Origin of the sequence: Paenibacillus sp. FSL E2-0151 (assembly GCF_037993015.1) — a bacterium.
Classification (GTDB): Bacteria; Bacillota; Bacilli; order Paenibacillales; family Paenibacillaceae; genus Paenibacillus; species Paenibacillus amylolyticus.
The window spans coordinates 4,560,190-4,582,764 of the sequence record NZ_CP150308.1 but is presented as its reverse complement, the minus strand read 5'-3'; the positions used below and the strand labels follow the sequence as shown (position 1 = coordinate 4,582,764).

Here is a 22,575-nt window from a genome sequence, read left to right as displayed (position 1 = left end):
GATCATCATGGAAACAACCCAACGTAAACGAGTTGCAATTATCGGCCTCGGCGATATTGCACGTAAAGTATATTTGCCGCTGTTAACAGCTCATCCGAACGTGGAGATTGTAGGCATTATGAACCGATCTCCGGAGCCGGTCAAAGCCGTTCAGGAGGCGTATCGATTAGAACGGGGAACAACGGATCTGAAAGAACTGTTGTCCTGGGACTTGGATGCGGTGTTTGTACATACAGCAACGGAAGCGCACTTTGACATTGTCATGCAATGTCTGGAACAGGGATTAGCCGTGTACGTAGACAAACCGTTATCCTATACGATTCGGGAGTCGGAAGAGATGACTGCTTTTGCCGAGGCACAAGGGCTGCTACTCGCAGTAGGCTTTAACCGTAGATTCGCACCGATGTACCAAAAAGCGAAAGAATGGATGCAGGGTGGAAAAGGTTTTGAATCCTTGACAGTGACCAAACATCGTACAGGCATTCAGGATCGTCCTGCGGCTGAAACCATCTATGATGATCTCATCCATATGCTGGATCTGATGTTGTGGTACTCGGATCATAATGTGGAGTTGCTTCATCAATGGATTCGGAAGAATGATCTGGACAGACTGCTGCACGCAACCGGAACGGCCAAGCTGGGCAGAACAGCCTACGGTCGATTCGATATGGTGCGTGAAGCTGGGGCAGATCTGGAGAAGATCGAATTGCATGGTGGTGGACGATCTGTTGAAGTGGTGAACATGGACACGATCAGCTGCATGGAACAGGGGAGTCTGGAAACCAAAGAAACGTTCGGGAGCTGGGAAACCGTGTTAACACGCAGAGGTTTTAGCGGAGCAGTTGATAATTTCCTGGCTTGTCTGGACTCACCTGATGATTGCCTGATCAGTGCAAGTCACGTCATGGACAGTCATGAACTGGCGGAACAATTGATTCGCAAATAATTGCAGAATACACATACGGAGGAATACAAGTCATGGATGAATATGAAAAGGAACGTAATAAACAGATCGAGGAAGCTGTTGTAGAAACCTATAAACAGGAAGAAGAGATGATGATCCTCGTATTTGCCCAGTGGTGTGTCAATAATGGTTTGGACCCGGAAGAGATGTACCGGCAAGCCTACCCGGATCAGCAGAGCAACGAGCGTTTGCAGCAGGTGCAGAAGCTGATTGTATCCAAGGAGGAAGCCGGTGAAATCCCGGATGATACGGTACTTGGCGTGTTGTCCATGTTTGGCAATGAAGATCTGGCGATGGTTGTATCCGAGGCCATAGCCGCGCGCAAATAAGTTCAACTTACGTATACTGGTATGATTACATCTGTTCCCGGTGAATGACGCGGAATTCCTTCGGGGACATGCCGAACCGGGAACGGAATACCCGATGAAAATAGGTATAGTTGTTAAAGCCGGAAGACTCAGACACTTGCTCCAGGGTCATTGGACTGAAAATAATTCGTTCCCTGGCCATATTCAGCCGTACGTCAAGCGTGTATTGCATGATGCTTTTGCCAAACGCTTCTTTGAAGAGATGAACGCCCCGTGAAACACTGATGCCAATATGTGTTGCCACATCATCGAGCTTGAATAAAGAGGAAGCGTTTTCTTCAATGTAGTTTTTGATCTCATAAGCCACATAATTGGTGTTGGTTATCGTTGGATGCTCCGCGAGCAGACGATCCACTTCGAGACATAAAATTCGCATATAATAACTTGAAATTTCCGGATAAGGATTGGAGATGCGGCGCTGCTCCAGTACGAGCTGTCGAAACAGGACCAAGAGACTTTCCGTCAGTTCGACTTTGATTCGGGTCGGCCGTTTGTGACGTTTCCACCACTCATCCACCCAGGAACCATTAAAGAAGATGTGATAGTCACCACTCTCCACTAGTCGTTCTCCCATCGGATTGGTTTCATTGTCTATTCTCAGCTCATAGGGTTCGTCAGGATCAAAAAGAAGCAGATCGCCCGCATCCACCAGGGACATGTCCCCGTCTATGCGTGCACGGCAACGTCCGTCTGTTTGCAGTCTTAACAGGTAGTTCTTCACCCCTTCAGGCTGCACCATAGCGTAGGGTTTACGATGAAATGAAAAGCCTGCTGTAAGAACTTGGCAGGTTTGATCTGTCGGCATGGGCATACTCCTTGCAATTTGAAAATTATGACCAGATAGTTCATGTTTCAATCATATTATTCATTTTAATTGAAGCTGAAACGGAATACCATAGTATTAGATTTAAGGAACAGGAAACATCCAACAAAACATATGTATCTCAACCATTCAAACGCAGATTTTCACCATGCGTAAGGAGATGAACGTCACAGTGGAGAAAATGAAAGCAGGCATCATCGGGTGTGGTAACATCAGCGCCATCTACTTGGAAAATCTCAAAAACAACCCGGTCATTGAAGTCGTGGCTGTTGCGGATTTGATTCGTGAACGCGCTCAGGAACGGGCAGATGAATTTAATATCGCAAACGTTTACAATGTAGATGAGTTGCTGCAAAATAACGAAATTGAACTTGTGTTGAACCTTACGGTTCCTGGCAGTCACGCCATGACCGATCTGGCTGCACTCGAAGCAGGCAAACATGTGTATGCCGAGAAGCCGCTGGCAATTTCTCTTGAGGATGGTCGCAAGGTTGTTGAGTTGGCTGAGGAAAAGGGATTGTATGTTGGCTCTGCACCGGATACCTTCCTTGGTTCAGGCATACAGACAGCTCGTAAAGCCATTGAGGATGGGCTGATTGGCAAGCCGGTTGCAGCGACTTCATTCTTCATGGGTGGAGGACCAGAAGCTTGGCATCCTAATCCGGAGTTCTTTTATGTTGCAGGTGGCGGACCGATGTTTGATATGGGACCTTACTACCTGACCGCTCTGATTACGCTGCTTGGACCGATACGCAGAATCAGCGCCTCGGCAGGCATACAGATTGCAGATCGCAAGATTGGCTCCGGACCGAAGGAAGGTACAGCGCTACAAGTAGAGACGCCTACTCACTTGGCAGGAACCATTGATTTCGCAGAAGGAGCCATTGCAACCATGATTACCAGTTTCGATATTCGCGGAGCTTCGGATCTGCCACGTATTGAAATCTATGGTACAGAAGGTACGCTTAGTGTACCGGACCCCAATTATTTTAACGGGGAAGTGAAGGTTCGCAGATACGGTCAAGACACTTGGGAGACGGTCAAACCAGTCTTCGAAAGTGGACAAAACGAACGAGGCATCGGCGTAACCGAAATGGTTGAATCCATTCGTGCCGGACGGGAACACAAAGCCAGTGGCAAGCTTGCTTATCACGTACTGGAAGCCATGCACTCATTCCAGCGTTCTTCACTTGAAGGCAAGCACATACATCTGGAGAGCAACTATGATTCTTTTGCAGTAACTCGCACAGTTCAAACTGAGGTTGAAACCGTGGAATCACACTAGTCCGAGAAAAAAGTGTTCGCAGCTTGATGCTCTTACAAGTGGTGAAGAATAACCAGTATTCTTACGTTCAATTTCAGGATAGAAACACTCTCGATTTTCCACACTAATCAAACAGGCATGTGATCTGAACGGTAATTGTATACAGTTCAATATTCATGAATTCAGCAATCATACGATATCTAATCCAGGGAGGAATCGCACTTGAAACTCGGCGTATTTTTGGTACTATTCGGAGGACGTAAATTGGAGGATGCTCTTGATTATGTAGCATCCAAGGGATTAAAAGCAGTAGAGATCGGAACAGGTGGACATCCAGGCAATGCACATTGTAAGCCAGATGAGTTATTAAGCAATCCTACAGCATTGAAAAACTTCAAAAATGCAGTGGAATCACGTGGTTTGACGATCAGTGCACTCAGCTGTCACGGTAACCCGCTACATCCGCAAAAGGATATTGCCAAAGGATTTCACGATGATTTTGTTAAATCGGTAGAACTGGCTGAGAAGCTGGAAGTACCTGTAGTGAATACATTCTCCGGTTGTCCGGGAGACCATGAGGATGCCAAATATCCGAACTGGCCTGTTGCACCATGGCCAAATGACTTCCAGGAGATCCTGAAGTGGCAATGGGAGAACAAAGTGATCCCTTACTGGACAGAGTGGGGTAAGTTTGCAGCAGATCGTAACGTAAAAGTTGGATTGGAACTACACGGTGGATTCTCCGTTCATACACCAGCAACCTTGCTGAGACTGCGTGAAGCAGCAGGTGAAGTGATCGGAGCCAATCTGGACCCAAGTCACATGTGGTGGCAAGGTATTGATCCGGTTCAGGCAATTCACATCTTAGGACGTGAAGGAGCCATCCATCACTTCCATGCAAAAGATACAACGATTGATCCGGTCAACGTGAACAAACACGGTGTAACGGATATGCAGGACTATACCAATATGCTGGATCGGGCTTGGCAGTTCCGCTCGGTTGGTTATGGACATGATAACAAGACATGGGCAGACATTATGAGTGCCTTGCGTCTGGTCGGATATGATTATGTAGTAAGTATTGAGCACGAAGACGGTCTGATGTCGGTTGAAGAAGGATTCTCTAAAGCCGTGCAAAATCTCCAGCAAGTATTAATCGAAGAACCGCTGGGCGATATGTGGTGGGTTTAGAGCTACACTAGGGGGAAATTGAATATGATCAACGTCACCATTTGGAATGAATTTGTCCATGAGAAAATTCACGATGAAGTAAGGGAAGTCTACCCGGATGGTCTGCATCGAGCACTGGCTGACGGACTTGGCGGCGAAGGCTTTGCTATTCGTACAGCTACACTGGATCAGCCTGAACACGGATTAAGTGATGAAGTGCTGAATTCCACAGATGTGCTCATATGGTGGGGACATATGGCACATGATCGCGTAAGCGATGAGATCTCACAGAAGGTTGCGCAGCGAGTGCTGAACGGGATGGGAATGATTGTGCTCCATTCAGGTCATTTCTCCAAACCATTCAAAGCGCTGATGGGAACAAGCTGCGATCTGAAGTGGCGTGTAGCTGACGAGCAGGAAATTGTATGGTGTGTTAACCCATCTCATCCGATTGCGGATGGCATCGAAGGCAAGATTGTATTGGAAAAAGAAGAGATGTACGGTGAATTCTTCGATATTCCAGTACCGGATGAACTGGTGTTTGTGAGCAACTTCCAGGGTGGGGAAGTATTCCGGAGCGGATGTACGTTCCGGCGTGGTGAAGGTAAAATCTTTTATTTCCGACCAGGTCATGAGACGTATCCGACCTATTACAAACCGGAAATATTAAGAGTGATCAGCAATGCTGTGAAATGGGCATATCCTGCCCGCAGCTTTAAGCCGGAATTTGGCAAGAGCGAACCTGTAAGACCATTTGGTGGCGTGCTGGTCTAATTCACTAACTCAATCGTGTAATGGAAATTATAAGTTTTATTCAAAAAGAACCCTTCTCCGAGTCATTGATGACTGTGGCAGCTGGGTTCTTTTTGGGTAAGATAGTACTATGGGGAAGTTATACGATATTTCCCATGGTGACGACGTAGCGTGTAATGTATACTGGGATGTATGATCCATTTTGGATGATATGCTTCTAAAATTTAAACTTTTTAGTTGCAGGCGTTTTCTTTGAAGCTTAAATATGTTATTATGAAATATACTAACAAAATGTAAGTTGATTTGAGTGATCTCTAAAGAGGTGATTAATGTGGAAGGTCAAGACTTGCGGATGTGTCCGCGTTTTGAGACGGCGTTTTCTTTTTTGGGCAAGCGCTGGAATGGTTTAATTATTCAAACATTGATGAGTGGTTCGAAGCGATTCAAGGATATCTCCAATCTGATTCCATCCATGAGTGATAAGATGTTATCCGAACGGATGAAAGATCTGGAGAGTGAAGGTATTCTGGTTCGTCACGTCTATCCCGAGACGCCAGTTCGTATTGAATATGAACTGACGGATAAAGGTAGAGCGCTCCAGCCTGTCATGAATCAAATTCAAGACTGGGCTGAGCAGTGGGTTGACTAACGCATAAGCAATATCACCCACTTTTGTTGCATGAATGACATAGACTCCTGATTTCTGTGGAAATCAGGGGTTTTTGTCTTAAGTACTATGTTGATCGGCGTTTTTCTCTTGGGCTATGCACATGTTGTCATGAGTTGTAGTATAATCTATAGAAAATGGCCACAGACGGCCGGAGCGAAGGAGGCCCACTTGTCATGAGAGAAGAAAGCTTATCCCGTGAAGTACGCTACGGCAAAAAAGATATTGCAGAACTTGAGAGCGCATCCATTCAGGTCCATCTAATTTACAAAAAAGCTGCAGAGTTGTTTAAGCGCACAGCCTATTCCCGTTCGGTTAAGGATGATCTTGCCGAAGTGAATACGCATTCTGTGAACAGCGATGGTCCGAGATTAGCTCCGGCGGTGCTGCAAAAATGGATTCAAACGTCCAGGGGCTGGAAGTGTATCGGATGTGAGCTGGGACAACCTGATTCAACGATGTCTCAGATGGAAGAAACTATGCATGGTAAGCAATTGGCTTTAGATGTGGGAGAAGGTCGGTTGGTTCAGGCAGAAATGCTGATTCAGGCGGTTGTCTGGTCTCAATATGAGAAGATTCGAATGTTTGCACCATGGCTTGGTGATGAACCCTTTTATAGCGTGCAGGAGCTGGATGTCATTGCCCGTTATATTGTGCCTACCTATTTCTCGGAACGGCCTTTGCATGAGCAAGGCAAGGTATTTAAGGTCCATCAACAATATGGGCAGATTCCGTTGTATCAGGAGTATGTAGACGCACCTTCATGTTGCGTGCAGGTTGACGGTGGATTGCTTGAAGGGCGATTGCTGACAGGTGTATACGTATCTGAGGAGCAGTTCTTCGGGCTTAATCCATATCTGAAAGATGGCGATGGAGGACGGACATACATGCAGGCTAGTGTCCAATGATAACGTAACCAATGAGAACATAAAAATGATATAGATTGGAGAGCCTGTGTGCAGGCTCTCTTTCTTGTACAAGCCTTATTTGCAGGCGGTAGCCTATAAAAGTAACGGCTTTGACACTTTTTTTTGCCGAAGGTTGTGCCATAATAGAGGTTATGGACAACAGGGTGAATGATTTTACGCAGGGTGGTGTTACCTACATGATGAAGAAAATCCCCGGTTACATAGGTGTATGTTTGCTCCTACTGGCGATCTTGGCTGGTTGTAGTGAGACACAGCCTTCTGAGCAGCCAATTGTCAAAGAGACAGAAACAGCGAATACAATCACAGTGGCTGTAGATGGCAGTACGTTTTTGCCTGATGCAACAAAGTCCATTAAGCGAGATTTTAGTGAGGGTTTGACACTCAAAAAAGCATTACTCAATAGCGGACTGGTTGATTTTACGGCAGATGGCAAGCGGATTCAATCCGTGGGTGAAGTTTCTCTGGATTCTTCGCTGAGCTGGGCTGTCAAATTAAACGGCAAGGATATTGAACAGGAAGATTGGGACATGGAGCTTCATGCCAAAGATGAAGTGATCATTTACGTGAAAGCCGCTGACAGTGGGGGGGATGGCGTTGCATATCAGACAACGTTACTCAAGGTTAGCGGTGGAAACATTATGCCAACCCTTAATCGTCAATATGCCGGCGTCTACGTTCAAGAGTGCACAGTTCGCGATGTGTTGAAGTCCAGCGGCATTGTAAGAATGTCGGAGAACAACAAATTTGTCGTCTCGGTCGAGAATGTCACGCCTCGTATGAATGAGCGGTGGGTCATTATGGTGAATGACAAAGAATTAATGGAAAATGGTCTGGACATGAAATTGAATCCACGTGATGCGGTAAAGCTCGAATTAACCAATGCATCCTAAGTATACCAAGAAGCCCAATCTCTTTTTAGAGAACTGGGCTTTTTTTCATTAAATATATAAACAAGATCCGATCAGCATAGTCAAATATTAAATACGACAGATCTCGTTCGGGCAAAGCTCACAGTGACAGATTCCTTGCAGCATCTTCAGATCTTTGATGACAATCATTCCATTGTCATATTCAATCCCATCTTTCTTACGCAGGTCGCTTAACATGCGGTTTACACTTTCACGAGTGGCTCCAATCATATTGGACAGGTCCGTGTGGGTAATTTTTTTGTGAATAATGACATGCTCTCCATGAGGCTCACCATACGAATTCGACAACCGAATGAGGGTGGAGCAAAGTGCACCCGGTTTGCCATATAACATGAGATCCCGGAATTTGGTCTGTGTCAACCGGTGGTGGATGCCCATCCATTTCATAAAATCGATCGCGAAGTCACAATGCTGGCAGATTAACATTTCCAGGTCTTTATGTTCCAGTACACCGATCTCACTGTCCTCCAATACTTCCGCTGAGAAGCTGTGTTTAGAGCCAAAGAAGGGATCAGCCTGCCCAATCATATCACCGGATTGATACATGTACATGATCAGTTCCTTGCCTTCATCCGTGGATTTGGTGATCTGGGCACGGCCCCGTTTCATATAATAAAGTTTGTCAGAGATGTCGCCTTCCCAGTACAGATGTGTACCTTCCGGATAGGTTCTATCTTTCATGGTAACCAGCAGATGGTTGAAATTTGCTTCCGAGAAACAGTTAGTATTACCGCGCGTTTCCAGTACAGTTGTTAGTTCTCTCATAAGTCTATCTCCCCTTTATGTCCATCGGACGACCTTCTGTAGTAAGCAGTAGCCTCCGAGGTTCGCCGCAAACCGTTGCCGTCCTGATCAGGGTCATCTCGGCCGGGAGGAAGGACGGTACAAATTGCGGTGGTTCAATTTTTAAGTTCAGTATATACCTAATCTTACCGTTTGAGGGGGAAGGAAAGGGGGCAAAAATGACGAAATTTCAAACATTGTGATAAAATTCACTTTTGATGGAGAGGATGAATTTTACAGCCCTATATTTTAAATAGGAAGTGAAAATGGTCGTATGAAGGACACTACAAAACTTAAATTAAATTTGTTATACTTTGTGAAAAAAATCACATAATTAAGTTTATTGTCATGTTACGATGTGAATGTAAACGAGAGAGACAAACTAATACGAACCTTTAGGAGGATGAGGGAGATGGCTGTAAAGAACGAAGTCGCCCCAGCAAAAGAACCGACAGCAGGTCAGTATATTCAAACGTTAATCGACAAAGCGAATAAAGCACACGCCGCATTCATGAAAATGGACCAGAAGCAGATTGACCGGATTGTGCAAGCAATGGCGCTTGCGGGTCTGGATAAACACATGATGCTCGCCAAGATGGCCGTAGAAGAAACAGGCCGCGGAGTATATGAGGATAAAATCACCAAAAATATATTTGCAACAGAATATGTGTACCACAGTATCAAGTACGATAAAACCGTAGGTGTGATTGAAGATAACGAGTATGAAAGCTTCCAGAAAATTGCGGAGCCGGTCGGCATCATCATGGGTATTACACCAGTTACCAACCCAACATCAACGACGATGTTTAAAGCATTGATTTCCATCAAGACGCGTAACCCAATCATCTTTGGCTTCCACCCATCTGCACAGAATTGTAGCCGGGAAGCTGCCAAAATCCTGCTGGAAGCGGCTGTGAAACATGGTGCACCAGCAGATTGTATCCAGTGGATTGATGATCCTTCCATGGATCGTACAAACGAACTGATGAATCACAATGATGTGGCTCTCATTCTGGCAACAGGCGGATCAGGCATGGTACGTGCAGCGTACAGCTGTGGTAAACCTGCACTGGGCGTAGGACCGGGTAACGTACCTTGCTTTATCGAGAAAAGCGCGGATATCAATCAGGCAGTAACGGATTTGATCCTGTCCAAGTCTTTCGATAACGGCATGATCTGTGCTTCTGAACAAGCGGTCATCATTGAAGAACCGATCTTTGATCAAGTGAAGAAAAAAATGATCGCAAATGGCTGTTACTTTGTTAACAAAGATGAAGCAGTAAAATTGACAGCAGGTGCGATTAATGCCGAGAAATGTGCGGTGAATCCGGCGATTGTTGGTCAATCTGCGGTGAGCATTGCGAAATTGTGCGGTATTGAAGTTCCAGCAGGCACCAAAATTCTTGTGGCCGAGATTGAAGGGGTAGGTACTAAATTCCCATTGTCGGCTGAGAAATTAAGCCCGGTACTGGCTTGTTACAAAGTTAAAACGGCAGCAGAGGGAATTGAACGTGCAGCAGAAGTGGTTGCATTTGGCGGCATGGGTCACTCCTCGGTTATCCACTCCACAAATGAAGAAGTGATTGGCAAATTCGCAGATCGTCTGCAAACCGGACGGATTATTGTGAACTCACCATCCACACACGGTGCCATTGGGGATATCTACAACACAAACATGCCTTCATTGACACTGGGATGCGGATCATACGGACGTAACTCGACTTCTTCCAACGTAACCGCTGTGAACTTAATCAATGTGAAAAGGGTGGCTCGCCGTACCGTGAATATGCAATGGTTCAAAGTGCCGAACAAAGTCTACTTCGAAAAAGGGGCAACGCAGTATCTTGCCAAAATGCCTGACATCACACGTGTGGCCATTATTACGGATGCTATGATGGTGAAGCTTGGATATGTTGAAAAGGTAGAACACTATCTGCGTCAACGCCAAATGCCAGTAGCGATCGAAGTGTTCTCCGATGTTGAGCCAGATCCATCCACAACAACGGTAGATCGCGGAACCGAAATGATGCGCCGCTTCCAACCAGACTGCATTATCGCACTTGGCGGTGGATCACCGATGGATGCTGCCAAAGCCATGTGGTTGTTCTATGAATACCCAGACACGGACTTCAACGACCTGAAACAAAAATTCATGGATATCCGCAAACGGATCTACAAATATCCACGTCTCGGCGTAAAAGCCAAATTTGTAGCGATCCCAACCACATCGGGTACAGGTTCTGAAGTGACATCGTTCGCGGTTATCACAGATAAAAATCAAGGTAACACCAAATATCCATTGGCCGACTATGAGCTGACACCAGACGTAGCGATTGTCGATCCGGAGTTCGTATACTCCCTGCCTAAAACGGCTGTAGCGGATACAGGGATGGACGTACTGACGCATGCGATTGAAGCTTATGTGTCTGTAATGGCAAATGATTACACGGATGGACTTGCGATCAAAGCAATCCAACTGGTATTCCAATACCTGGAGCAATCGGCACTGCAAGGAGATAAACTGGCACGTGAGAAAATGCATAATGCTTCAACGATTGCTGGTATGGCATTTGCCAACGCATTCCTGGGCATTAACCACAGTTTGGCGCACAAATGGGGCGGTCAGTATCACACCGCACACGGACGCACCAATGCCATTCTGATGCCGCACGTCATTCGTTACAACGCAAAAAAACCGACCAAATTTGCATCGTTCCCGAAATATTCGCACTTTGTAGCGGATGAGCGGTATGCCGAAATTGCCCGCATCTTGGGATTGCCTGCTCGTACGACAGAAGAAGGGGTAACCAGTCTCATCAATGCCATTCGCAAACTGAACAAAACATTGGGTATTGAAGAATCGTTCCAGGAAATCGGATTTGATGCCAAAGACTTTGAAGCACATGTCGATTATCTGGCTGACCGTGCCTTCGAAGACCAATGTACAACTGCCAATCCGAAGTTGCCGCTGGTAACTGAACTGGCTGATGTATACCGCAACGCTTTCTACGGAAAGTTTGAATAATAAATCTAGAACGAAGCGTGCCTTACGGCAAGAAGATCAGGGTTCCCCGAGAGGGGAGCCCCGATTGCCGTCTTTCACACAATAACGAGTGGGCAGAAAAACAGAAGAGTGAAGCCTCTGTTTTTCAGGAGTATTTTAAGATTTGGTTTGCTCCGAGCATAGAGGAGCAAAAGGGTTCTAGAGAGGTTACACGGAATCCGTGACGTGGCTGTTTGAGCCAGATGTTCACACAATAACGGAGTGGGCAGAAAAACAGAAGAGCGAGCATCTGTTTTTCAGGAGTATTCTAAGATTTGGTTTGCTCCGAGCATAGAGGAGCAAAAGGGTTCTAGAGAGGTTACACGGAATCCGTGACGTGGCTGTTTGAGCCAGATGTTCACACATTAACGGAGTGGGCAGAAAAACAGAAGAGCGAGCATCTGTTTTTCAGGATTTTTTCTAAGATTTGATTTGCTCCGAGCGTAGAGGAGCAAAAGGGTTCTATAGAGGTTACACGGAATCCGTGATGTGGCTGTTTGAGCCAGATGTTCACACAATAACGGAGTGGGCAGAAAAAACTGAAGAAGCGGAGCGTTCGCCTTTATCCCCGGATTTTCCCCTTTGAAATATAAAATTGAAAAAATCCGGGGATAACAGCGAGCGGAAGTTGTTCTGCCCGCGCAGTGGCTAAGTGTGAATTTACAGGGGTCAATGGGACACAGCGCAGGTGGAGTGAGTTAGTTCACTGGCTTTGTGACAAAAATCACAGATGATGAAAGCCCCAAGTCGTATACTGAAAATGTAAGAAAAACATTCATCCCGCGGTTCCGGTTCCCAAGTAGAGAGAACATGTTCCGGTTTATGTGAAACAATTCACATTAATCGCGGCTCTGGGCACACAATGCTACGAATGAAGCAAGATGTTATGTGTCCAGAAATCCAAATTAGTGGAGGGATTACGATGTCGGTGATTGAAAAAGATGTCAAACAACAAACAGGCTGGAGAAACTTTACCAAAGGAACATGGACCAAATCCGTAGATGTGAATGATTTTCTGGCACACAACTTGTCTCCGTATTACGGTGACGAAGCATTTCTCGCAGGTGCAACCCAGAATACCAAAGAATTGTGGGAGATCGTATCTGATCTGACCAAAAAAGAACGGGATAACGGCGGTGTCCTTGACGTTGACGTGAACACACCAGGTACTATTATTTCTCACCAACCCGGTTATCTGGATCAATCCAAAGAGCAGATTGTCGGCGTTCAGACCGATGCTCCGTTCAAACGTTCCATTCAACCAACAGGCGGAATTCGCATGATGATTGACGCATGTGAGGCATATGGCTTTGAAATGCCACAGGGCGTCATTGATATATTTACAAACATTCGCAAAACACATAACCAAGGTGTATTCGATGCTTATACTTCCGACATGCGTGCAGCGCGTAAAGCAGGAATTATTACAGGTCTGCCAGATGCTTACGGCCGTGGCCGGATCATCGGTGACTATCGTCGTGTAGCTTTGTACGGGGTAGACTTCCTGATTCGTAACAAAAAAGGCGAACTGAATGCACTCGAAGTTGATGTTATTGATGAAGATGTCATTCGTCTGCGGGAAGAATTGTCTGAACAGATTCGTGCATTGCAAGAATTGAAACAATTGGGCGATATGCACGGGTTCGATATTTCCTTGCCAGCGACAACAGCAAAAGAAGCATTCCAATGGTTGTACTTCGGTTATCTGGCTGCGATCAAAGAACAGAACGGTGCTGCGATGTCACTCGGACGTGTATCTTCTTTCCTGGATATCTACATTGAACGTGACCTGCAAGAAGGGATTTTGTCCGAAGAACAGGCTCAGGAATTGGTTGACCATTTCGTAATGAAACTGCGGATCGTCAAATTCCTGCGTACACCGGATTACAACGAACTGTTCAGTGGAGATCCAACATGGGTGACTGAGTCCATCGGTGGTATGTCCGTGAATGGCGAAACACGTGTAACCAAAAACAGTTTCCGTTTCCTGCATACACTGCACAACTTGGGTCCTGCACCAGAACCAAACTTGACTGTTCTCTGGTCAACGAAACTTCCAGAAGCTTTCAAAGATTATTGCAGCAAAGTATCCATTGAAACAAGTTCAATTCAGTATGAGAATGATGATCTGATGCGTCCGATCTACGGTGACGATTACGGTATTGCTTGCTGTGTGTCGGCTATGAAGATCGGGAAACAAATGCAATTCTTCGGCGCTCGTGCCAACCTGGCAAAAGCTCTCCTGTATGCGATCAACGGTGGTCGTGACGAGAAATCCGGAGCACAAGTTGGACCTGAGTATCCTGCCATTACTAGCGAAGTGCTGGATTACAATGAGGTTATGAAACGCTTCAAACCAATGATGGAGTGGCTGGCTAAGCTGTATATGAACACCCTCAACGTCATTCACTACATGCACGATAAATACAGCTATGAGCGTATCGAAATGGCATTACATGACCGTGACATTGTACGTACGATGGCTTGTGGTATCGCTGGTCTCTCGGTTACAGCAGATTCACTGAGTGCAATCAAATATGCCAAAGTAAAACCAATTCGTAACGAACAAGGCATCGCTGTTGATTTCGAAATCGAAGGAGACTTCCCTTGTTACGGTAACAATGAAGACAGCGTAGACAGCATTGCTGTTGAACTGGTCGAGAACTTCATGGGCATGATTCGCAAGCACAAAGCTTACCGTAACGCAGTTCCAACACAATCCGTTCTGACGATCACTTCCAACGTGGTATATGGTAAGAAAACAGGGACTACACCGGATGGTCGTAAAGCAGGTGAACCATTTGCTCCAGGTGCAAACCCAATGCATGGTCGTGACAAAAAAGGTGCACTGGCATCCCTTGGCTCGGTAGCCAAATTGCCTTATGAACACAGTCTTGACGGGATTTCCAATACCTTCTCCATCGTGCCAAAAGCATTGGGTAAAGAGGAGACTACACGTAAATCCAATCTGACTGCGATGATGGATGGTTACTTCGGTCAAAACGCTCATCACCTGAACGTTAACGTATTTGATCGTCAGCAATTGATTGATGCGATGGATCACCCGGAAAGCTATCCACAACTGACTATACGGGTATCCGGATATGCCGTTAACTTCATTAAATTGACTCGTGAACAACAGTTGGATGTCATCAACCGTACGTTCCATGGCTCGATGTAAGTAATTTGCTAGTAGAAGACCGCTAGAGCAAGATATTCCAAATCATATTAAACGCACAGCGGATGCGGATACAGAAAGGAAGAGGCAGCATGGTTAACGGACATATTCATTCACTCGAAACTTTCGGGACGGTTGACGGCCCAGGCATCCGCTTTGTGCTTTTTATGCAAGGATGTCTACTCAAATGTCAGTATTGCCACAACCCTGATACTTGGGCGTTGGATGGCGGAAAAGAAATGACGCTAGAGGAGGTATTGGCTGAAATTGAGCCGTATCTATCCTACTACCGCAGCTCTGGAGGCGGGCTCACGATATCTGGCGGAGAACCAACGTTACAGGCCCACTTTGTAGCCGAGATCTTCAAGGAAGTGAAGCGGCGCTGGGGATTGCATACGACACTGGACAGCAACGGTTTTAACGAACCGGAACGGATTCACGATCTGTTGGATCACACAGACCTGGTTCTGCTGGACCTCAAACATATTGACGATGAGAAACATATCAAGCTGACAGGCAAATCCAACGAGAGAACGTTGAAAACGGCCAAGTGGTTATCGGAGCAAGGTCGGAAAATGTGGATACGCCACGTGTATGTGCCTGGCATTCATAACGAGGAAGAGGATTTGCTTAACCTCGGACGGTTTATCGGAACATTAAATGGCGTCGAGAAGTTCGAAATTCTTCCATACCATCAGATGGGGATCTACAAATGGGAGGCGCTCGGTAAAGTATATCCACTGGATGGAGTTCCTTCACCAAGTGAAGAAGAAGTGGAGCGGGCGTATCGCCTGATCGAACAAGGTCGCCAGGAAACAGCTGGCATGGCTTGTTCAGGTAAGTAATCTGACCTTTATATAGTAAAAACAATCAACCAAGCAGTCCTTGCGAACATGTTTCGCAGGGGCTGTTTTTTTGCTGTTATCCATTGGAAATGCAAGATTATGGGTCCAGTGAAGGATTTTATCCCTCCATTGATGAATTGTCATCCTTACGATGTAAGCTCCGGCTTTTTATAATCAGAGTGTAAAGCCAAACGCTCAATATCTTGAGGAGGGTCAACCAGATGAAAAAAAGAATGACATTACTGCTTTCATTATTGCTTATCACTTCATGGACTTTGGCGGGATGTGCAAGCTCAAGTAACGAGCCACAGCAAGGCGCAGGTAATACACCTGTGGAGGAAACAAGTAAGGAACCGGTTGAAATGCTTCTCCGCCACACGCAGGTGGGAGCCGACAAACAGAAAAGACTGGCCATTCTGCAGGATGTTGTAGACAAAGTTGAGGGAGAGATACCCAATCTGACCTTTACGCTGGATGGTGTCGAATCCGATGTGAATCGTAAGGAAAAGCTTCGCGGAGAGATGGCGGCAGGTAACCCGCCGGATATATTTGAACTGTTCGGTAGCCCGGATTCCAAAGTTTATGCCAAGGAAGGTATGCTGCTTGATCTGACCCCAATCCTGCAAGAGCTGGGCATTCAGGACCAGTTTACATCCCTTGAACCGTTTACGTATGAAGGCAAAGTATATGGACTGCCGATTGGCGGTTCGGGCGAAGGTTTTTTCTATAATAAAGAGTACTTTGAACAAAAAGGATGGAAAGCCCCAACGACCATGGCTGAACTGGACAATATACTGGCTGAGATCAAGGCTGATGGCAAAGTGCCGCTTGCTTCTGCATCTAAGGCGGGCTGGGTGCCGCTTATGTTAACCAACCATCTGTGGTCCCGGTATGCCGGGCCGGAGATTACCGCAAAGTTTGCAACAGGTGAAGCGAAGTGGACCGATCCGGGTGTTGTGCAAGGTTTTGCCAAACATAAGGAATGGGTGGATAAGGGTTATTTCAAAAAAGGTGAGCTGGGCTTTGAGTATGCCGAATATACCACGCAATTTACAAGTGGAGAAGTGGTATTAATGTATGACGGAACATGGAAATCATCTGTATTTAAGGAAGGTCAGAGCGGTGAATCGCTCATTGGCAAGGTTGGATTCTTCAATATGCCTCCGGTAGAGAACGGAGCAGGTGATCAGACGTCTTTGATGCGGGATGTGAACAATGGATACGGATTCTCGGCAGCAGTGGCGGATGACCCGCAGAAGCTGGACGCAGTGAAAGCTTTTATCAAAAATTTCTACAATGAAGATATGCAGATCCGCGGCCTTGTGGAAGACGGTGTGTTGCCTGCCATGAAGCTGGACGAGAAAGTGCTGACCGATAGCATTACCGATGATCTGATGAAAGAAATTGTGGCTGTGCTTAATGCGTCCAAGACGTCGTTCCCGGCATTTGATGCACTCGTTCAGGCTGATGTGACAACAGAGATCAGTAATCTGCAAATCCAGAAGTTGATTGGTGGGCAGACCACGCCAGAGAAAATGGCAGAAGAGTTGCAAAAGGTGCAAGAGGAAGCAAACGCCTCAGTGGAATAAACCAATTCAAGTCGAAACTGCGATCGTTGAAGTGACTGAAGGAGGCTGACCATGAATACTTCACTCCGCAGCCCGTTAATCTATACGTTGTTTGTAATGCCAGCCCTAATTCTGTTTGTAATGTTCTTTTTATACCCTATTGGTAGCTCCCTGTATTACAGTCTGACGAGTTGGAATGGGGTATCGGCTGTGCCACGTTTTGTGGGTTTATCCAACTATGTGAAGGCACTGACCGATGAACGTTTTTGGATTTCCACACGGAATAACGGCTTTTTCATCGGATTTTCGGTACTGATTCAGGTACCCCTGATCGTCCTGTTTTCGCTTCTGATTGCCAATGTGAAAAGGCTGAAAGGTCTGTATAAAACCGCTGTTTTTTTACCATCCATCATGTCGACAGCCGTTATCGGTATTTTATGGGGATTCATCTATGAACCGAATATCGGGCTATTAAACAAAATGCTTCATGTGCTGGGAATCAATCCAATCTACTGGTTATCGGATAACCGATTTGCCATGTTGTCCATCTTGGTGACCAATGCCTGGCAGTGGACGGGATTTTACATTGTCATGGTGCTGGCGGCCATACTGGCGATTCCCCGTGATCTGGATGAAGCGGCTGCAATTGATGGGGCAACGGCGGTACAACGTGCAATGCGAATTACGTTGCCGCTGATCCGGCCGATCATTTCAGTTGTGATCATGTTGTCCATCGCAGGTGCCATGAAAGCAGCCGACATCGTGATTGTCATGACTAAAGGTGGGCCCGCTGGGTCCACTGAGGTTCTGGCGACATATATGATCAAATATGCAATTACCAACTTCAAATATGGTTATGGCAATACCATTGCAGTGCTGATCTTTGCTCTGACGCTTGTGCTCACTGTGGTATATCAACTGCTGGTGGCGAGGCGGGGCGAGAAGGTGGAATATTGATGGCGAAAAGCATAAAAAGCAGTATACCTCATGTGTTGTTAATGTTGTATTTGATCGCGATTTTGTTTCCCTTTTTATTTGTAATTTTCTCTTCCTTCAAGCAGGATAACAATGAAATCGCCCTGAATCCATTCGGTTTGCCTACAACATGGGAGTTTAACAATTACGTGGAGGCCTGGGTGAATGCCAAGATTGGCACGTATTTCTGGAACAGCCTGTACATTTCGATTTTATCATCGGCGTGTACGATTGCGCTCGGTGCCATGTTTGCTTTTGCCGTAACCCGGATGAGACACCGGAGATGGAGCCTGTTTCTGTACAGCCTGATTCTGGCGGGTATGCTTATTCCTAACAATGCACTTATGCTACCGATTTATCTGCTTGTACGCAAAATGGGCATATTGGATACACATCTGGCATTGATCGTGCCCTATGTGGCCAATGCGATCCCCTTTACAATTATTATCCTGGCAGCTTTTATGCGTTCTCTGCCTGGGGAGATTGAGGAAGCGGCGGTCATGGACGGCTTGAGGGCCCCGGGTATCTTTGCTAAAATAGTCATACCTCTTACCGTTCCGGCTATTGTTACCGTTTTTATCGTTAATTTCCTCGGCAACTGGAACGAATTTTTACTCGCCAACTATTTTTTATCCACCGATAAATTGCGTACGCTGCCAGTGGGCATGGTCCAGTTTCGGGATCAATATCAGATGAACTATGCTCAGATGTCGGCAGGTATTGTATACAGCGTTGTACCTGTACTTGTGATCTACGCTATACTCCAGGAGAAAATTATAGAAGGAGTAACTGCAGGTGGTGTCAAAGGTTAAATACCATGAACCAGTTAATAGGGAGAACGGGATATGAACTTGCGAATGAAGCTGGCCTTGGCATTTCTGCTGCTGATTATTGTTCCGATGTGTGCACTGGGCATTGGCATGTTTCTGGTCACATCACATACGATTGAGAAAAAATACAATCAACAGGCCGAATATGCGCTTCAGGCCATTAGTTACAATATCGAGAATGTATTTCAGCAGATTAATAATGTGACCGACAACGGGATAGCGACATCGGTTTTTCAAATGGCGTTGAATGCCAAAGATCCGACCAAGCAGGATCTGGGAACCGGTAATCAGTTATCCCTGAATGCCAGCCAGCGCAATTTCCGTTCCCTTCTATATAATTATCCGTTCATCAGTTATGCCTTTTTATATGATTTGCGTTCTTCCGAGAACAACCAGATTGTCTCCATTTTCACCAAAGAAAATTTTCAAGCCCTTCCTTTTCAGCAATTCAAAGTGCATCCCTTATTCAACGAAATTCAGCAACTTAATGGCGTGCCTAAATGGCTCGCACCTCTGGAATATCCCGAATTAACCGGGGTAGAGCCTGTCTTCACCCAGATCAGACTGGTCAAAGAACTCAGTTATTTTCAAAATATCGGCGTGCTTGTTGTTCAGATCAAAAAAGGAGAGATCGACCGGATCTTCCGTCACCTACAAATCAGCGATTCGGCACAGGATACATCATTCCTGTTAATTAATGAAGAAGGGCTGATCGTCTATGATCCTGCAGGTATATATAACGGTGAGAACATGCAAAACCTTGGTGCTGAATCCAGCCGTTACGGTCCCGGTTTTAGCAGTGTCAGAACGGTCTTTGACGGCAAAGAGAGCATCATTTCGCAATATCATCTGAAGAACTATAACTGGAGTCTCGTCAGTGTGACTTCATGGGAAGCCTTATCTGCGGAAACCAATGCCTTTGCAGGTTGGTCTATCATCATTATTCTGTTATGTCTGCTCGCAGCGATGATCTTTAATCTTTTTTTCATGAATCGCATTACGGGGAACATTGCTGTACTTGTAAGGTTTATGCGTCGTGTGGATGATGGTGATTTTAATGCAAGGGTGGAAGGAAAAGGGTTCGATGAAATGCAGCTGCTTGCGCAAGGGTTCAATGAACTATTGGATCGGATCGGGGGATTATTCCGTCGTGTTCGGGCAGAGCAAGAGCAGAAGGCCCAAGCGGAACTGCGTGTACTACAGGCCCAGATCAAACCTCATTTTCTGTTTAACACATTGGAATCCATTAATGGATTAGCGCTGCGTGGGGAGGGCCGCAAAGTAAGCGAGATGGTGACCAGACTTGGCAATATGCTTCGTATCAGCATTCAGGATCAGGAGGAGATTCCGCTGGGTGAGGAAATAAGACATTTGCAGAGTTATCTGGAGATTCAACAGTACAGGTTCAGTGATTTGTTCACCTATGAGATTGACATTCCACCCCATCTATACAGCTCAATTCTGCTTAAGCTTACCCTTCAGCCTCTGGTGGAAAATAGCATTCAACACGGGTTTGAGGGGATCACCTACCCAGGTGTACTGCGGATAAGCGCATATGCGGAACGGGGTCATCTGGTGTTATGTGTTGAGGATAATGGGATCGGTATTCCCCAGGAAATGCTCGCACGATTTGAGTATATGGCAGAAGATCCGCCGGAAGATATGCTCGCGGAAGGGGCGGAATCATTATCGTCCATAACGGAACGCAGGGGATTGGGATTACGAAGTGTGGCAGATCGAATTCGTATTCAATATGGGGCCGGGTATGGCATATTTATATGTTCAGCACCGGGGTATGGCACAGTTATTCGATGCATCATTCCATTATATGAGCAGGAGGAAGCCGGATGAATCTGACTGCAATGCTGGTTGACGATGAGCTGCCGATTCTGGAGAATCTGAACTACATTTTACCCTGGGAAGAGATGGGGATTGAAATCACAGGTACAGCGAGAAGTGGTGTAGAAGCGCTGGGGAAAGTAACAGAAAGTCATCCAGACATTCTCTTGTGTGATATTCGAATGCCGTCTATGGATGGATTGGAACTTATTCGTTTGCTGCGAGAGCAGGGTGAAACGTGTGAGATTATTTTACTGACCGGGTATCAGCAGTTTGAATATGCTCGAACCGCTATCAAGTATAACGTACATGAATACATATGTAAGCCAATTGATTATTTGAATCTGGAACATAAACTGCGTGAACTTGCCGGGCAGATCCAGAAGAGACGTCAGGAAAACGAATCGCAACGTTATCGCAGCCAAGAGATGGAAAGCTGGATCAGACACAAACAATTGATTGACCTGTTGCGAGGAGAAGCACCGTTGAAGGTTGTCTATCCTGCCTCTGTTCCTGAATTCATAACAACTGCTACACCGTATACGTTGCTGCTGGTGGATGCGGTCGGTTATTTTCGCCATTCTATCGGCTGGTCCGAGCTTCAGCATCAACGATGGCATGAGACCATAAGTTCCAGACTTAGGGAAGTGGCAGATCGAATTACGGAGGACTGTCAGATTCTTTCGACCCGCAAAGGGGAGTGGTGCATCCTGCTGGAGGCATCAGGTGAGTGGAAACGTCGCTCAGAGGAACTGGCCCATCAACTGTGTCTCGAATTAAATGTGATATTGTCTCTGGATTCAAATGTGAAGGTTAGGATTGTTCAGGATGCTGTGCCCGTGAACCTGGAAAGTCAAATTCTGGAGCGATACCGGCATTATCAAAAAATACTGATGTCCCATTCGGAGAGTGAAGACAAGGTGCTGAAGGCAGGTTGTCCCGAAACCACCTTATCGTATGATCATACGGCCTCCAAAGGGGCTAACTCATGGATTACAAGAGAAGATCTGGAGTTGGTTACTCGGTGGATTCGTCAAGGGAACAAGCAGGGGTTACGTGATGTATTGGATCGGCTTAAACAGCAAATAGGGAATTCAGGACAATCCTTCAGCAAGATAGATGAAACCAATTTTCGGTTTATGCTTGTACACATGCTTCGGGAATTGCGTGAAGTACAGGTCCTCGCTGAAGAACACGAAGTGAATTATTGGAATGCACTGCAAGGGGCCGTATCCATGAGGGAACTTCTTGAACTTGCAGAGGTTGTTGCCCATGCCTGTCAGGGCAAACAAACGCAACCACGTCCTTCTGTATCGGAACTGATCCTCTCTGCATGTGAGTATATGGACGCACGGCTGCAACAGGACTTGGGAATAGATGAAGTCTCAGATTGGCTTGGAATCAGCCCGGGATACTTTTGCCAGCTATTTAAAACCCAAATGGGTGTTACTTTTGTGGAATATATGACGCAGAAACGGATGGAAAGTGCCGCTTTATTGTTGAGTACAACCGAATGGAGCATTACAGCGATTGGGGAAGCCACAGGTTTCAAGGAGCGCCGGTACTTCTCCAAGGTGTTTCATAAACACTTCCACATGAAACCCTCCGAGTACAGGCAGAGTAAACAATTGGGTTTGTAGTAGCAAG

General features: G+C 46.1%; 18 protein-coding genes. 16 read left to right on the top strand and 2 right to left on the bottom strand.

Going from position 1 to position 22,575, the window contains the following annotated elements:
- Nucleotides 1–7 precede the first annotated feature (7 nt).
- Both MHI55_RS20695 and MHI55_RS20690 read left to right on the top strand, forming a co-directional pair.
- Nucleotides 8–946, top strand: coding sequence for a Gfo/Idh/MocA family oxidoreductase (locus MHI55_RS20695; RefSeq protein ID WP_036674957.1), 939 nt, complete (start codon nucleotides 8–10; stop codon nucleotides 944–946).
- A 32-nt stretch (nucleotides 947–978) separates the two neighbouring features.
- Nucleotides 979–1,293: a hypothetical protein gene (locus MHI55_RS20690; RefSeq protein ID WP_036674958.1), complete on the top strand. Its 315-nt coding sequence runs from the start codon at nucleotides 979–981 to the stop codon at nucleotides 1,291–1,293.
- A 25-nt stretch (nucleotides 1,294–1,318) separates the two neighbouring features.
- On the opposite strand, the gene MHI55_RS20685 is transcribed toward MHI55_RS20690, so the two are convergent.
- On the bottom strand, nucleotides 1,319–2,137 hold the full coding sequence (locus MHI55_RS20685; protein WP_036674960.1) for an AraC family transcriptional regulator: 819 nt from the start codon (nucleotides 2,135–2,137) through the stop codon (nucleotides 1,319–1,321).
- 190 nt (nucleotides 2,138–2,327) lie between these two features.
- Here MHI55_RS20685 and MHI55_RS20680 point away from each other — a divergent pair, with 190 nt between their 5' ends.
- The 6 genes from MHI55_RS20680 to MHI55_RS20655 all read left to right on the top strand — a co-directional run bounded on the left by MHI55_RS20680 (nucleotide 2,328) and on the right by MHI55_RS20655 (nucleotide 7,828).
- A complete protein-coding gene (locus MHI55_RS20680; RefSeq protein ID WP_339191531.1) occupies nucleotides 2,328–3,440 on the top strand; it encodes a Gfo/Idh/MocA family oxidoreductase in 1,113 nt (370 codons plus the stop codon).
- A 201-nt stretch (nucleotides 3,441–3,641) separates the two neighbouring features.
- Nucleotides 3,642–4,610 carry a sugar phosphate isomerase/epimerase gene (locus MHI55_RS20675; RefSeq protein WP_017687548.1) on the top strand — a complete coding sequence of 323 codons (969 nt, stop codon included), beginning with the start codon at nucleotides 3,642–3,644 and terminating at the stop codon, nucleotides 4,608–4,610.
- 24 nt (nucleotides 4,611–4,634) lie between these two features.
- Nucleotides 4,635–5,363, top strand: a complete 729-nt coding sequence (locus tag MHI55_RS20670; RefSeq protein ID WP_017687549.1) for a trehalose utilization protein ThuA — start codon at nucleotides 4,635–4,637, stop codon at nucleotides 5,361–5,363.
- Nucleotides 5,364–5,694: 331 nt separating this feature from the next.
- Nucleotides 5,695–5,991 (top strand): helix-turn-helix domain-containing protein, encoded by a 297-nt coding sequence (locus tag MHI55_RS20665; RefSeq protein ID WP_074096966.1) that lies wholly within the window; start codon nucleotides 5,695–5,697, stop codon nucleotides 5,989–5,991.
- Between the two features lie 194 nt (nucleotides 5,992–6,185).
- Nucleotides 6,186–6,917 (top strand): hypothetical protein, encoded by a 732-nt coding sequence (locus MHI55_RS20660; RefSeq protein WP_101313604.1) that lies wholly within the window; start codon nucleotides 6,186–6,188, stop codon nucleotides 6,915–6,917.
- 197 nt (nucleotides 6,918–7,114) lie between these two features.
- Entirely contained in the window at nucleotides 7,115–7,828 is a 714-nt protein-coding gene (locus MHI55_RS20655; RefSeq protein ID WP_017687552.1) for a hypothetical protein, read from the top strand.
- 87 nt (nucleotides 7,829–7,915) lie between these two features.
- Here the strand turns inward: MHI55_RS20655 and MHI55_RS20650 are convergent, their stop codons facing one another.
- Nucleotides 7,916–8,632 carry a Crp/Fnr family transcriptional regulator gene (locus MHI55_RS20650; protein WP_101313605.1) on the bottom strand — a complete coding sequence of 239 codons (717 nt, stop codon included), beginning with the start codon at nucleotides 8,630–8,632 and terminating at the stop codon, nucleotides 7,916–7,918.
- A gap of 430 nt (nucleotides 8,633–9,062) precedes the next feature.
- Between MHI55_RS20650 and adhE the strand changes: the two genes are divergently transcribed.
- The 8 genes from adhE (at nucleotide 9,063) to MHI55_RS20610 (ending at nucleotide 22,568) form a co-directional block, all read left to right on the top strand.
- On the top strand, nucleotides 9,063–11,675 hold the full coding sequence (adhE, locus tag MHI55_RS20645; protein WP_340386733.1) for a bifunctional acetaldehyde-CoA/alcohol dehydrogenase: 2,613 nt from the start codon (nucleotides 9,063–9,065) through the stop codon (nucleotides 11,673–11,675).
- Between the two features lie 940 nt (nucleotides 11,676–12,615).
- Nucleotides 12,616–14,874 carry a formate C-acetyltransferase gene (gene pflB, locus MHI55_RS20640; RefSeq protein WP_076327975.1) on the top strand — a complete coding sequence of 753 codons (2,259 nt, stop codon included), beginning with the start codon at nucleotides 12,616–12,618 and terminating at the stop codon, nucleotides 14,872–14,874.
- Between the two features lie 89 nt (nucleotides 14,875–14,963).
- Complete coding sequence (gene pflA / locus MHI55_RS20635; RefSeq protein ID WP_036614436.1) at nucleotides 14,964–15,716, top strand: pyruvate formate-lyase-activating protein; 753 nt, start codon at nucleotides 14,964–14,966, stop codon at nucleotides 15,714–15,716.
- Nucleotides 15,717–15,937: 221 nt separating this feature from the next.
- Nucleotides 15,938–17,305, top strand: a complete 1,368-nt coding sequence (locus tag MHI55_RS20630) for an extracellular solute-binding protein (protein WP_036674965.1) — start codon at nucleotides 15,938–15,940, stop codon at nucleotides 17,303–17,305.
- Nucleotides 17,306–17,356: 51 nt separating this feature from the next.
- Nucleotides 17,357–18,241 carry a sugar ABC transporter permease gene (locus tag MHI55_RS20625; RefSeq protein ID WP_340386731.1) on the top strand — a complete coding sequence of 295 codons (885 nt, stop codon included), beginning with the start codon at nucleotides 17,357–17,359 and terminating at the stop codon, nucleotides 18,239–18,241.
- On the top strand, nucleotides 18,241–19,071 hold the full coding sequence (locus MHI55_RS20620; protein WP_076327972.1) for a carbohydrate ABC transporter permease: 831 nt from the start codon (nucleotides 18,241–18,243) through the stop codon (nucleotides 19,069–19,071). Before MHI55_RS20625 ends, MHI55_RS20620 begins: the two co-directional genes overlap by 1 nt.
- Nucleotides 19,072–19,104: 33 nt before the next feature.
- Complete coding sequence (locus MHI55_RS20615; protein ID WP_340386729.1) at nucleotides 19,105–20,940, top strand: sensor histidine kinase; 1,836 nt, start codon at nucleotides 19,105–19,107, stop codon at nucleotides 20,938–20,940.
- Nucleotides 20,937–22,568, top strand: a complete 1,632-nt coding sequence (locus MHI55_RS20610) for a response regulator (protein ID WP_340386727.1) — start codon at nucleotides 20,937–20,939, stop codon at nucleotides 22,566–22,568. The genes MHI55_RS20615 and MHI55_RS20610 overlap by 4 nt, the downstream gene beginning before the upstream one ends.
- The last annotated feature ends 7 nt before the right edge of the window (nucleotides 22,569–22,575 follow it).

Excerpts from the sequence above, each read along its gene's own strand:
- adhE (WP_340386733.1), top strand. The coding sequence starts at position 9,063 with ATGGCTGTAAAGAACGAAGTCGCCCCAGCAAAAGAACCGACAGCAGGT.
- MHI55_RS20670 (WP_017687549.1), top strand. The coding sequence starts at position 4,635 with ATGATCAACGTCACCATTTGGAATGAATTTGTCCATGAGAAAATTCAC.
- MHI55_RS20620 (WP_076327972.1), top strand. The coding sequence starts at position 18,241 with ATGGCGAAAAGCATAAAAAGCAGTATACCTCATGTGTTGTTAATGTTG.
- MHI55_RS20690 (WP_036674958.1), top strand. The coding sequence starts at position 979 with ATGGATGAATATGAAAAGGAACGTAATAAACAGATCGAGGAAGCTGTT.
- MHI55_RS20650 (WP_101313605.1), bottom strand. The coding sequence starts at position 8,632 with ATGAGAGAACTAACAACTGTACTGGAAACGCGCGGTAATACTAACTGT.
- MHI55_RS20615 (WP_340386729.1), top strand. The coding sequence starts at position 19,105 with ATGAACTTGCGAATGAAGCTGGCCTTGGCATTTCTGCTGCTGATTATT.
- MHI55_RS20660 (WP_101313604.1), top strand. The coding sequence starts at position 6,186 with ATGAGAGAAGAAAGCTTATCCCGTGAAGTACGCTACGGCAAAAAAGAT.
- MHI55_RS20685 (WP_036674960.1), bottom strand. The coding sequence starts at position 2,137 with ATGCCGACAGATCAAACCTGCCAAGTTCTTACAGCAGGCTTTTCATTT.
- pflB (WP_076327975.1), top strand. The coding sequence starts at position 12,616 with ATGTCGGTGATTGAAAAAGATGTCAAACAACAAACAGGCTGGAGAAAC.
- MHI55_RS20630 (WP_036674965.1), top strand. The coding sequence starts at position 15,938 with ATGAAAAAAAGAATGACATTACTGCTTTCATTATTGCTTATCACTTCA.
- MHI55_RS20655 (WP_017687552.1), top strand. The coding sequence starts at position 7,115 with ATGATGAAGAAAATCCCCGGTTACATAGGTGTATGTTTGCTCCTACTG.
- pflA (WP_036614436.1), top strand. The coding sequence starts at position 14,964 with ATGGTTAACGGACATATTCATTCACTCGAAACTTTCGGGACGGTTGAC.
- MHI55_RS20625 (WP_340386731.1), top strand. The coding sequence starts at position 17,357 with ATGAATACTTCACTCCGCAGCCCGTTAATCTATACGTTGTTTGTAATG.
- MHI55_RS20610 (WP_340386727.1), top strand. The coding sequence starts at position 20,937 with ATGAATCTGACTGCAATGCTGGTTGACGATGAGCTGCCGATTCTGGAG.
- MHI55_RS20695 (WP_036674957.1), top strand. The coding sequence starts at position 8 with ATGGAAACAACCCAACGTAAACGAGTTGCAATTATCGGCCTCGGCGAT.
- MHI55_RS20665 (WP_074096966.1), top strand. The coding sequence starts at position 5,695 with ATGTGTCCGCGTTTTGAGACGGCGTTTTCTTTTTTGGGCAAGCGCTGG.